The 12,671-nt window shown below is 41.2% G+C and carries 13 protein-coding genes; all 13 read right to left on the bottom strand.

Annotated features, from left to right (window positions below):
* Positions 1-206: 206 nt before the first annotated feature.
* On the bottom strand, positions 207-1,055 hold the full coding sequence (dprA, locus tag QM409_RS00140; RefSeq protein WP_000705318.1) for a DNA-processing protein DprA: 849 nt from the start codon (positions 1,053-1,055) through the stop codon (positions 207-209).
* 138 nt (positions 1,056-1,193) lie between these two features.
* Positions 1,194-3,017, bottom strand: a complete 1,824-nt coding sequence (lepA, locus tag QM409_RS00135; RefSeq protein WP_414305003.1) for a translation elongation factor 4 — start codon at positions 3,015-3,017, stop codon at positions 1,194-1,196.
* 78 nt (positions 3,018-3,095) lie between these two features.
* Positions 3,096-3,824 (bottom strand): metallophosphoesterase family protein, encoded by a 729-nt coding sequence (locus tag QM409_RS00130; RefSeq protein WP_414305004.1) that lies wholly within the window; start codon positions 3,822-3,824, stop codon positions 3,096-3,098.
* Position 3,825: 1 nt separating this feature from the next.
* Positions 3,826-5,493 carry a DNA repair protein RecN gene (gene recN / locus QM409_RS00125; RefSeq protein ID WP_414305005.1) on the bottom strand — a complete coding sequence of 556 codons (1,668 nt, stop codon included), beginning with the start codon at positions 5,491-5,493 and terminating at the stop codon, positions 3,826-3,828.
* Positions 5,494-5,499: 6 nt separating this feature from the next.
* Positions 5,500-5,931, bottom strand: a complete 432-nt coding sequence (locus tag QM409_RS00120; RefSeq protein ID WP_020900686.1) for an arginine repressor — start codon at positions 5,929-5,931, stop codon at positions 5,500-5,502.
* Entirely contained in the window at positions 5,924-6,739 is an 816-nt protein-coding gene (locus QM409_RS00115; RefSeq protein WP_261051095.1) for a TlyA family RNA methyltransferase, read from the bottom strand. Before QM409_RS00115 ends, QM409_RS00120 begins: the two co-directional genes overlap by 8 nt.
* On the bottom strand, positions 6,732-7,607 hold the full coding sequence (locus tag QM409_RS00110; RefSeq protein ID WP_153198867.1) for a polyprenyl synthetase family protein: 876 nt from the start codon (positions 7,605-7,607) through the stop codon (positions 6,732-6,734). Before QM409_RS00110 ends, QM409_RS00115 begins: the two co-directional genes overlap by 8 nt.
* The gene (locus QM409_RS00105) at positions 7,604-7,816 is read right to left on the bottom strand and encodes an exodeoxyribonuclease VII small subunit (RefSeq protein WP_000043226.1); all 213 of its coding nucleotides are present in this window, start codon (positions 7,814-7,816) and stop codon (positions 7,604-7,606) included. Before QM409_RS00105 ends, QM409_RS00110 begins: the two co-directional genes overlap by 4 nt.
* Complete coding sequence (gene xseA, locus QM409_RS00100; RefSeq protein ID WP_414305006.1) at positions 7,794-9,134, bottom strand: exodeoxyribonuclease VII large subunit; 1,341 nt, start codon at positions 9,132-9,134, stop codon at positions 7,794-7,796. The genes QM409_RS00105 and xseA overlap by 23 nt, the downstream gene beginning before the upstream one ends.
* A 126-nt stretch (positions 9,135-9,260) precedes the next feature.
* The gene (gene udk / locus QM409_RS00095; protein ID WP_001181377.1) at positions 9,261-9,899 is read right to left on the bottom strand and encodes a uridine kinase; all 639 of its coding nucleotides are present in this window, start codon (positions 9,897-9,899) and stop codon (positions 9,261-9,263) included.
* Between the two features lie 110 nt (positions 9,900-10,009).
* Positions 10,010-10,888 (bottom strand): tRNA pseudouridine(55) synthase TruB, encoded by an 879-nt coding sequence (gene truB / locus QM409_RS00090; protein ID WP_414305007.1) that lies wholly within the window; start codon positions 10,886-10,888, stop codon positions 10,010-10,012.
* A gap of 73 nt (positions 10,889-10,961) precedes the next feature.
* Complete coding sequence (locus QM409_RS00085; protein WP_414305008.1) at positions 10,962-11,762, bottom strand: hypothetical protein; 801 nt, start codon at positions 11,760-11,762, stop codon at positions 10,962-10,964.
* Positions 11,763-11,771: 9 nt separating this feature from the next.
* The gene (locus QM409_RS00080; RefSeq protein WP_414305009.1) at positions 11,772-12,569 is read right to left on the bottom strand and encodes a hypothetical protein; all 798 of its coding nucleotides are present in this window, start codon (positions 12,567-12,569) and stop codon (positions 11,772-11,774) included.
* Positions 12,570-12,671 lie beyond the last annotated feature (102 nt).

Raw genomic sequence — 12,671 nt, 5'->3', positions numbered from 1 at the left:
AAGACTTAGCTACTATAATAGAAGAAAAGTTTATCTAGTAAGCGGACTTTCTTCTTATACTCAATGAAAATCAAAGAGCAAACTAGGAAGCTAGCCGCAGGTTGCTCAAAGCACTGCTTTGAGGTTGCAGATGAGACTGACGAAGTCAGTAACCATACCTACGGCAAGGTGATGCTGACGTGGTTTGAAGAGATTTTCGAAGAGTATTAAAATTCAAATTCCGCAAGAACATCCTGCCCGCTGGTGACCAATTTTGCCCCTTCTTGAATCAAATGATGGCAACCGTCTGATAGTCCATCTAAAATGCTACCAGGAATAGCAAAGACATCGCGCCCTTCTTCCATTGCTCTCTCACAGGTAATGAGACTACCTGAACGCATCTTAGCCTCTGCTACAATCACACCACGACAAAGTCCAGCAATGATACGATTACGGGCAGGAAAATGAAATTTCAGAGGTTGTTCACCAGGTCCGTATTCACTTAGAACCAGATGGTCATTGCCGATGTAGTCTTGCAAGCGTTTATTGGCTTTAGGATAAAACACATCCAGTCCTGTTCCAATCACTGCAATGGTTTTTCCGCCATTCTGAAGAGCTGCCATATGAGCTGCTGTGTCAATGCCCTTGGCTAAGCCACTGACGATAACCAGTTCATTTTCCAAGCCCTGAATGACTTTTTCAACTGACTTAGCTCCCTGTTTGCTACACGCACGACTGCCCACGACTGCTACCTTCGGGAATTTCAAGAGGTCAAGATTTCCCTTGTAAAATAAAAGTACAGGCGCATCATATATTTCACTCAAATCCCAAGGGTAACAGTCATCTAAAATAGAGAAAGATGGAAATTTTTGAAACTCCTTCTCCAAATGCGCATCGTCTATCTGAAAGTAACGTTCCATAAAAACAGCTGGATTTCTGCAACCTGATATTTCTGCAATATCACCCAACAAAAGTTCTTGATCGACATTTTCACCGTATTCTAGAACTGCCAAAACCTGTTGATTGGTCAAACCTGATTTTTTCAATTTATAGATTTCATAGTTTGTGATTTTCATAAATAACTCCATTTCTTTTTCTACTCATCTATTTATTCGTAAAAAAAATAAAAAAGAAGACCATTTGATCTTCTTTTATTTATCTTTGTTGTTTGATATTTAAAGTTTATCAACAATAAAATATTTTTCTTTATACTTCTACTCTTCATCCATACTCAAGACGCTGAGGAAGGCTTCTTGTGGAACTTCTACTGATCCGATAGCTTTCATGCGCTTCTTACCAGCTTTTTGTTTTTCAAGGAGTTTACGTTTACGAGAAACGTCACCACCATAACATTTAGCAAGTACGTTCTTACGAAGGGCCTTGATATCAGTACGAGCGACAATCTTGTGCCCAATTGCTGCTTGAATTGGAACCTCAAATTGTTGACGAGGAATGATTTTCTTAAGTTTATCAACGATGAGTTTTCCACGTTCGTAGGCAAAATCCTTGTGAACGATAAAGCTAAGGGCATCCACCTTGTCTCCATTGAGAAGAATATCCATTTTGACCAGCTTAGATGGGCGATATTCTGACAATTCGTAGTCAAAGCTTGCATAACCGCGAGTCGAAGACTTAAGCTTATCAAAGAAATCAAAGACGATTTCAGCCAGTGGAATTTGATAGATAACATTGACACGATTATCATCAATATAGTCCATAGTCACAAAGTCCCCACGCTTGCGCTGAGCTAGCTCCATCACTGCTCCAACAAACTCCTGTGGTACCATGATTTGCGCTTTAACATATGGCTCCTCAATGGTCGCAATCTTAGTTGGGTCTGGGAACTCAGATGGGTTAGACACATCCATAGACTCGCCGTCGGTCAAGTTGACCTTATAGATAACAGATGGAGCTGTCATGATGAGGTCAATGTTGAACTCACGTTCCAAACGCTCTTGGATAACATCCATATGGAGAAGTCCAAGGAAACCACAACGGAAACCAAATCCAAGTGCCTGAGATGTTTCTGGTTCAAATTGGAGACTAGCATCATTCAGTTGCAATTTTTCAAGGGCTTCACGTAGGTCATTGTACTTGTTTGACTCGATAGGATATAGACCCGCAAAGACCATAGGATTCATCTGCTTGTAACCATGTAATGGCTCTGCCGCAGGATTGGTTGCCAAGGTAACGGTATCACCCACACGCGTATCCTGAACCGTCTTAATAGAAGCTGCAATATAACCAACGTCACCAGTCGCAAGAAAATCACGACCAACTGCTTTGGGTGTAAAAATACCGACTTCTGTCACATCGAAGGTCTTGCCATTGCTCATAAGCTGAATCTTATTGCCAGGTTTAACCACCCCATCCATAACACGCACTTGGAGGATAACTCCACGGTAAGCATCGTAAACAGAGTCAAAAATCAAGGCCTTAAGTGGCGCCGTCACATCACCTGTTGGCGCTGGCACTTTTTCTACGATTTGCTCAAGAATTTCTTCGATACCGATACCAGCCTTGGCAGATGCTAAGACTGCTTCACTGGCATCCAAACCAATCACATCTTCAATCTCTGTACGCACGCGCTCTGGATCTGCAGCTGGCAGGTCAATTTTGTTAATGACTGGCATGATTTCCAAATCATTATCCAAGGCCAAATAAACGTTGGCAAGGGTTTGAGCTTCAATTCCTTGGGCAGCATCGACCACCAAAATCGCTCCCTCACAGGCAGCTAGCGAACGCGAAACTTCATAGGTAAAGTCTACGTGTCCCGGCGTGTCAATCAAGTGGAAAATATAAGTTTCCCCATCTTTTGCAGTGTAATTCAACTCGATGGCATTGAGTTTAATGGTAATCCCACGTTCTCGCTCTAGATCCATGCTGTCCAAAAGCTGGGCCTGCATTTCACGACTTGAAACCGTCTCTGTCTTTTCCAAAATGCGGTCTGCTAGAGTCGACTTTCCGTGGTCAATATGGGCGATAATAGAGAAGTTACGGATCTTCTCCTGTCGTTTTTTCAATTCTTCTAAGTTCATGATTCTCTTCCTTTCAGGGTATCTATTTATTATAAATTGTTTTTGACTTTTTGACAAGACCATACCCTGCTAGGAGTACTAATCTTCAGCGACAAAGCCGTCATTTTCGATAAAGTGGTGTTCTGTCATTCCTTGGTCAGTAAAGACAATCCCGTGAAGGACACCACCGTAGACAGCTCCTCCGTCCATCCCAACCTTGCCATCTTCTGTAGTCCAAAGCTCAGCAGTACCACGCTCTTGCTGTAACAAACCATAAACCGGTGTATGGCCGAAGACAATGATTTTTCCAGTATGATTTTCTGCTTCGTGGAATGGTTTTCTAAGCCAGACTTTTTTATAATCTGTGGTTTCACGCCAGTCATCCAAGGTCAAATCAATACCTGCATGAACAAAGATATACTTGTCTGTCTCTACCACAAAAGGCATTTGACGAATGAATTCGACCAAATCTGCCGCTTCAGTAGCAACACGCTTGGCATCCTCAACCCCGTCAACTGGTGCATCCAAGGGACGACCTAGGATAGAGTTAATGGTTGTATCTCCACCATTGCGACGATAGTGGTCACAGCTTTCTTCTGGGTCATCGAGCCAAGTTAAAAACATATACTCATGATTTCCTGATAAACAGATCGCCCCTTGATTATCAACCAAGTCCTTAACCATTTCAAGAACACGGCGACTATCTTCACCGCGGTCAATCAAATCCCCTAGAAAGAGCAACTGGGTCTGACCATCCCATGTTTTGAGAAGGTCTTCCAGCATCCCAGCTTTTCCGTGAACATCTCCAATTACATAATAGTCTGTCATCTTACTTCTCCCTGTTTCTCAACAATTCTCTGGCTTGCGTCAGGGCTGCTTCTGTCACATCATCACCTGCCAACATCTTAGCAACTTCTTCCACTCGCTCTTCAACCGTCAAGAGACGAACAGTCGAAACTGTTGAATGGTCATTACTAATCTTCTCAATAAAGAATTGATAATCCGCAATCGCAATCACTTGTGGCAAATGGGAAATAGCCAGAACCTGACCATGCTGACCAATCTTGTGAATCTTCTGTGCAATAGCCTGAGCTACACGTCCTGAAACTCCCGTATCCACCTCATCAAAAACAATGCTGGTCTTACCTTCTTTACGAGAAAAGGCAGACTTAATGGCTAGCATGAGACGAGATAATTCTCCGCCAGATGCAACCTTAACCAAGGGTTTAAAATCTTCGCCAGGGTTGGTTGAAATATAAAACTCAACCATTTCATTTCCCTCACGACTGAATTTGCCCTTGCTAAAACGAACCTGAAACTGGGCTTTTTCCATATAAAGATCTTGCAGTTCTTGTTTAATCTCAGCTTCGAGCTGCTGAGCCAAGTCATGACGAGCAGAGGCAAGTTGACCTGCCAAATCGACAAGATTGACTTCCAACTTCTTAAGCTCTGCTTCCATGTCCTCAGACGAAAGGTTATTACCTGTCAAGAGATTGTATTCTTCCGTAATCTTGGCAAAATAAAGCAAGACATCGTCTACAGTCCCACCATACTTACGGGTAATAGTATGAAGGAGATCCAAACGATTCTCAACCTGCATGAGGCGATTGCCATCAAAATCAAGGTCCTCAATAATAGCTTCCAGACGTTTGCTAATGTCTTCTAAGACATAGTAGTTCTCAGATAGTGAGCTTGAAATTTCACGATATTCCGGGTCATACTCTTCGACACTCTCCATATCATTCATGGCTGAACGAACATTGGCTAGACTTGAAAAGTCTTCATTGTCCAACATACTATAGGCATTGGTCAGCGTATCCGCAATATTTTTATGGTTGAGCAGTTTCTCTCTCTCTTGATTGAGAACCAGATCTTCTCCAGCCTGCAAGTTTGCTGCCTCAATCTCTGCCATTTGAAATTCCAACATTTCGATACGTGCCTTGTGTTCCTGTTGGTTTTTCTTGACTTCCAGAACCTGCTTACGCATTTTACGGTAGGCATCAAAACTCGTCTGATAGGTTTCTTTCAATTCCCAAAAAGTTGCATCACCAAATTCATCCAACATCTGGATATGAAGTTGGGGACGCATTAATTCCTCTTGGTCATGCTGACCATGAATATCTACTAGATGTTGTCCAATAGCACGCAATACAGACAGATTAACCATCTGGCCATTCACACGGCTGATACTACGACCATTTTGCAGAATTTCCCGACGGATAATAATCTCATCACCCAATTCCAAACCTTGCTCATCAAAAATTTCCTGCAAAAGGCGACTATTCTCAACTGAGAAAAGCCCCTCAATCTCTGCCTTTAGCGCACCATGACGAATAACATCTGTCGTAGCACGAGCTCCCAACATCATATTCATGGCATCAATGATAATCGACTTCCCTGCACCCGTTTCACCAGTCAGAACAGTCATTCCCTTTTCAAAATTGAAGGAGATAGCCTCAATAATGGCAAAGTTTTTTATCGAAATTTCAAGTAACATATAGACCTACCAATTTTTTACTTGTTCAAAGATTTCCTCAGCTAGACTTTCACTTCTGGCAATGACTAAAATCGAGCTATCATCAGCCAAACAGCTGAAAATCTTGTCCGCAAATGTCTCGATTAACTGAGCTTTTACAAAGGCTGTATTTCCTGGAATAACTTGGAGATTAATCATCTTATCCATCAATTCAGCTGACTCAATATTGTCTTCAGCCAGTTGCAAACTTTTTACGATTGATTTTGGCAATTCGTAGACATAGGTGTTGTCTCTCAAAGGAATTTTGACAATACCTAATTCTTTGATATCTCGGGATACAGTTGCCTGAGTGGCAGTGATGCCTGCCTCTTTCAAATGTTCTACAATTTCTTCTTGCGTACCGATTTGATAATCTGTCACAAATCGTCTAATTTTTTCAAGTCTCTCTTTTTTATTCATTTTTAAATTGACTATGCGCCCTCTCTACTACTTCTTCAATCTCAGCAAGAACCTGATTGCTTGCTGACTCTTCTTTTTTTAAATACGCTAAAAATTCAATATTTCCATGCCCACCTTGGATGGGAGAAAAATCCAATCTAAGGACTGAAAAGCCTGCCTCTACTGCCATAGCTGTGACAGATTCAAGGACATTCTGATGGACCTTGGCATCGCGAATAATTCCATTTTTCCCAATCTGCTCACGTCCTGCCTCAAACTGAGGCTTAACCAAAGCCACAACCTGACCTTGATTAGCCAACACACGATGCAAGGCCGGAAGAATCAGACTGAGGGAAATGAAACTCACGTCAATACTGGCAAAGCTCGGTTCCTGCTCGAAATCAGTCTTTTCAGCATAGCGGAAATTGAACTGTTCCATGCTGACAACTCGTGGGTCTTGGCGTAGTTTCCAAGCCAACTGATTGGTACCAACATCAACTGCAAAGACTAACTCAGCACCATTTTGCAACATAACATCGGTAAAGCCACCAGTAGAGGCACCGATATCAATCGTGGTCGCACCATCCACTGACAAATCAAAGACCTGCAAGGCCTTTTCCAATTTCAAGCCACCACGACTGACATACTTGAGTTTCTCGCCCTTGAGTTTTAGCTCGGTGTCATCTGGAATTTTCTCTCCTGGCTTGTCAAACCGTTCTCCGTTAAGGACTGCTACGACTAGACCAGCCATCACTCCACGCTTGGCCTGTTCTCGCGTTTCAAACAAGCCCTGTTTATAAGCTAGTACGTCCACTCTTTCCTTAGCCATTGATTCTCAAACTTTCTACTACACTTACAATCGATTCTATATCAAAAGGAATCTGCTGGGAAATTTCTTCTAATTTGGCATTAGCTTGATCCAGGGTTTGGTTACAAAAGGCAATGGCCTCTTCCAAGCCCAACAAAGCAGGATAGGTTGATTTTTCTGCCTGCAAATCCTTTTGAGGTGTCTTGCCGATTTCCTCAAAACTAGCGGTCACATCCAGCACATCGTCTCTGACCTGAAAAGCAAGCCCAATCAATTCACCTACAGTTTTAAGTTTTGCCTGCATCTCAGGTGCCAATTCGGCTATGATGGCAGCTGCTTGGAAGGGAAAGGCTAGTAGTTTTCCAGTCTTATTAGCATGAATGGTCTGAAGTTCTTCCAAAGACAAATGCTGGTGTTCACCTTCCATGTCCAAAACCTGGCCTGCCACCATGCCCAGACTTCCTGAAGCAAGAGATAAGTTGGCAATCAAGTCCACCTTGATTTGACTTGGCAAATCTGCCTGCGCAATCAAGGCATAGGGATCTAGGAATAAAGCATCTCCTGCCAAAATGGCCATAGCTTCACCAAATTTCTTATGATTGGTCAAGCGTCCCCGACGGTAATCATCATCATCCATAGCTGGAAGATCATCGTGAATCAAGCTCCCTGTATGAATCATTTCCAAGGCCGCAGCCACCTGCGCGTGAGCAGGTTTAATAGCGACCTGCAAGGCTTCCAGAACTTCTAACAAGAGAAAAGGTCGAATACGCTTGCCACCAGCATGAATGGAATAGAGAACAGACTCTCGCAAACTAGAGGCAAACTGCTGGTCTCCATAAAAATCTTCCAAAGCCGACTCGACAAGAGTTAATTTTTCTTGCTTCTTCATTCAAAATCACTTTCTGTTCCGTCTTCTTGCATAACCTTGACCAAGGTCTTTTCAGCCTTGTCCAGCGTCGCTTGGAGCTCTTTTGACAAGACCATACCCTTTTGAAAGGCAGCAATCGCATCTTCCAAAGCAATTTCACCATTTTCCAAACTTTGGACAATAGTCTCCAGTTCTGCTAGATTTTCCTCAAATTTCTTTTGTTTTGACATCTTTAACCTCTAATTCTACTTGACCATCTCGCATCAAAAGCGTCACTTGGTCTTTTTTCTTCAAACTCTCAACCGAATCCACAACTGACTCTTCTTTTTTGACAATAGCATAGCCACGCGCCACAATTCGACTGGTATCCAACATCAACAAGGCTTCTGAAAGTCGCTTGACTTCAGCAACCTTGGCATCATAAACCAGCGCCATTTGGCTACGTAGGAGCTTATCCAACTGACCTAAACGGTCTTGATAGCGTTGGATTTTGGTAACAGGTGATAATTGAACCAGTCGATGCGTCCTTGCTTGTACTAGCTGTTTGTTATCAGAAATCCGTGTTCGCAAACTTTGTTTTAATCGCAGTTGCAGTTGATCCAAGCGTTGCAAATAGCCATCATACAAACGCTCTGGCTGTCTAAAGATGACTGACTGACTGCATTTTTTCAAAGCTTCTTGTTTCTTAGATAGGACATTTCGGACTGCCGTTGCCATTCGTTTTTCCTGATTTTGCAAATGTGCTAACACATCCAACTTGGTCACAGGTGTTGCTAGTTCAGCTGCCGCCGTTGGCGTCGCAGCCCGTCTATCTGCCACAAAATCTGCCAAGGTTACATCTGTCTCATGCCCCACACTAGAGATAACTGGCAAACGAGATTCAAAAATAGCTCGTACTACAATTTCTTCGTTAAAGGCCCAGAGATCCTCGATAGAACCTCCACCACGACCAATAATGAGCAAATCCAAATCGTCCCGTTGATTAGCACGCGCAATATTTCGAGCAATTTCTTCTGCTGCTCCATCACCTTGCACCTTGGTCGGATAGAGAAGGATATCAACACCTGGAAATCGCCTGCTGACGGTCGTGATAATATCTCGAATAACGGCTCCACTGCGACTGGTCACTACACCAATTCTCTTAGAAAATTGGGGCAGAGGTTGCTTGAAGCGTTCTTGAAACAGGCCTTCTTCTGTCAATTTTTTCTTGAGTTGCTCAAACTGAATCGCAAGCGCACCAACTCCATCAGGCTCTGCCTTTTCAATGATAATGGAGTAGCTACCACTTGGTTCATAGACCTGCACACGCCCAATCACATTGATCTTCATTCCTTCTTCCAGGTCAAAACCTAATTTCTGATAAATCCCAGACCAAATAGTCGCTTGAATAACTGCATGGTCATCTTTTAGGGAGAAATATTGGTGAGTAGGTCGTTTACGAAAGTTGGAAACTTGACCAGTTAAATAGACCCGTTCCAAGTAAGGGTCTTTATCGAATTTCATTTTCAGATACTTGGTCAAAGTTGTTACCGATAAATACTTTTCCATCTCCACCTACTATTCATTTTCTTGCTCTTTCATGGGTATTATTATACCAAAAATATGCCTAAAAATCTCCATTTATGTACCATTATGAGGGAAAAATAAAAAAGGAGGCAAAGCCTCCACATCTGATTATTTGCTGTTTCGAGCTTCTTCCAAAATCTTTTCAATCTTGGTTGTCAACAGGTCAATAGCCACGGTATTGCTGACCCCTTCAGGAATGACGATATCAGCATAACGCTTGGTTGGTTCGATAAACTGATGATACATAGGTTTAACCACACCTAAGTACTGGTCAATGACGCTATCAAGGCTACGGCCACGCTCTTCCATATCACGCTTGATCCGACGAATAATGCGCACATCATCATCTGTATCCACAAAAATCTTAATATCCATCAAATCGCGCAGGCGCTTATCCTCCAAGACCAAAATCCCCTCAACGATAAAGACATCTTGAGGTTCTTGACGATAGGTCTTGCTACTTCGTGTATGCTCTGTATAGTCGTAAGTCGGAATGTCCACCGGACGCCCTGCCAACAATTCCTTAATCTGCTCAATCATCAAGTCTGTATCAAAGGCAAAAGGATGGTCGTAGTTGGTTTTGACACGCTCTTCAAAGGTCAAATGAGACTGATCCTTGTAGTATGAATCATGCTCAATCATGGAAATCTTTTCATCAGGAAAATGCGATAAAATGGCTCTTGAAACACTGGTCTTACCTCCACCAGAACCACCTGTCACTCCGATAATGATTGGTCTATTTTGCATGCTATCCTCCGTTTTTTTATCCGTCGTCTATTCTATCACATTTTTTGCAAAATTTATAGTCTGATTTGGATAGTCAAGGGGAAGAATTCCATCCCCACACTCCAGTTAGATTAGATAAAAACCTTCCTTGGCTTGTAGAGATTGGCCCGTTTTTCAAGAATGGCTAGCAATTTATCATCTTCAAAGGCAGCCAATTCTTGTTCTGTTTGGTCGAGCTCGATAAAACGACCAAAGCGTACTTCTGTAGCCTCTTCTTGAGTTAGTAAAACTTTGACAAGGTCTCCTGTACCAATCTCTAGAGGATGGAGAAAGTCCAGTTGACCAGCCTCCACTTTTTCAGCAATTTCTTCCAAGGTAAGAGCGTCTTCTAGCTGTAAACCGGCTGCACTAGTTCGAGTCAGATGAGACATATGGGCAGCATAGCCAAGTTTTTCTCCCAAGTCAACCGATAAGGTACGAATATAGGTTCCCTTGCTACATTTTACACGAAAAGTGAATCGTGGGAGGTGATCCTCATAAGAAATCGGACTTGTTCGCTCAAATTGATAAATGGTCACCTGACGTTCTGGACGCTCCACTTCCTGACCTGCACGTGCATACTCATAGAGCTTACGACCATTGACCTTGACAGCCGAATACATAGGTGGAATCTGAGTAATAGGCCCAGTCAAACTAACGATTGCTTCATCGACAAGCTTTTCATCCAAGGGCGACAGAACGGGTGTCTCAGCGACCACTTCCCCACTAGCATCCTCAGTCGTCGTGGAATAGCCAAGAGTGATTTCCCCCTCATAGACCTTGCCCTCATCCTGCATAAACTCGACCATGCGGGTCGCCTTGCCAACCGCAATAGGCAAAACACCCACTACATCCGGATCCAAGGTCCCACCATGACCAATCTTCTTGGTTCCCAAAATCTTACGCAGTTTAAAAACCGCATCATGCGAGGTCATCCCCGCTTCTTTTTTTAAGTTGATAATACCGTTCATTTTTGCTTTCTATTTCCCTTTTTACTTTACATCAACATATTCTATCTTAGACAGATTTTAAAACTATATCAGCTCATTTTTCTAAATACTTCCTAGCTTCCTGAACACAAAAGAGTTCTGGATTTTCATGGGCGATACTTTCAAACAAACTACGGGCACGTTCTTCATCTCCTTTTAATTGGGCATTGAGAGCGCCGTAATAAGAAAACACGATTCGAGCTAGCTTACTTTCTGGTTCAGTAATGTCGAAGTAGTCGTTCGCTTCTTTATTGAACACAATATCTTTTATGGCTTGGGCTTGAGCAACAAGTGTAGCTTTGCCTCCTTTAAAATCTGGTGCCTTGGACAATTGTTCCTCAAAGAAAGCAATATCTTGCGCATCTTGAAGATGAAGAGAAACTTTTAATAGTTCAAAGCTTGATATTAAAAACGCAGGGGTTCTGAATCTCTTCCAAATTTTTTTCAAATCATATTTGGACATATTTTCCTTGGCAGCTTGAAAATCTCCTTTTAAATAAGCCACTCGACCTTGGATAATTTGGTAATTCTCACGATATGTTGCCCTAAAGGGCTTAATAGATTTTTCTGATTGAACTCTTAACATGTCTTCATATAGCTTAAGATCAATAGAATCGTGTAACACTAGAACAATAACTTTTCTAGATACAAATCTTAAATAAAATACAAAGACGAGAACTAAAAAGTCAATAACTAATAATATGAGTCCCAATATTTCCAAATTGCTTTGAAATATTAAAAATACTGCCATCACATAAATAACCAAGACTAAAAATAAGCAAATTAGAATAACCCTATCAAGTTGTAAAAGAGTGTTTTCTGTCGCCCTACTTACTATTTTTTTAACTAATTTCATATATTACTCTCATTTCACTAATTCTAAATATTTCTTCGCTTCCTTAACATAGAAAAGCTCTGGATTTTCATGGGCAATACTTTCAAACAAACTACGTGCACGAGCTTCATCTCCTTTTAATTGGGCATTGAGAGCTCCGTAATAAGAAAACATGATTCGAGCTAGCTTATTTTCTGGTTCAGTAGTGTCAAAGTAGTCTGTAACTTCTCCATTGAGTATTTTTGATACTGGTTCAATTAAATCCAACATTCTATTTTTATCAATTCTTTTAATTTTTTCCCAATCAAAAGATACTAAAAGTTTAGAAATTTCATCTGTCTCCCTTAAATGAAGGTATGATAATGATTCTATAAATACAACGTTTAGTTCATAAATACGTTTCAAATTCAATTTAGAACTTTTAACTCTTATTCGTTCAGCATATTGGATTGCCTCACTAAAATTCCCTTGATACAAAGCACACCTAGCTAAACCCAGATTTAATGCATTTAAATTCCCTGTTCTATTATCAGGACGCCTTTCATAAGTTTCAGTTAAAAGAGAAATATATTTTCCAAAATTTACTTGCTCGTATAAAATAACTTCTGCAATGTGATTTACTAAAAAATGAGTTATTACAACGATAACAGTCAGTAATGTTAGAAACATAAGCAATAATGTAGTCACAACGGTTGATTTTACAAATAATAAACTAATTGCTGTTGCTATAATTATCCAACGTAGATAAAATAAAATATAAACTTCCAGTATACTGCAGATTCGAACTGATGACCAATTCAAGATATTCTTAGAAATATTATCTAACATAAAAAACTCCTGTAAAAAATTACAAACTAATTTATATAAACAAACTAGCTAAATGAGCTAGCAAAGTACCTCCAGATTTTAAGAAAAATTAATTCTATTTTA

Origin of the sequence: Streptococcus mitis (assembly GCF_047465045.1) — a bacterium.
GTDB classification, from domain to species: domain Bacteria; phylum Bacillota; class Bacilli; order Lactobacillales; family Streptococcaceae; genus Streptococcus; species Streptococcus mitis_DT.
This window is presented reverse-complemented; position numbering and strand designations above follow the sequence as displayed.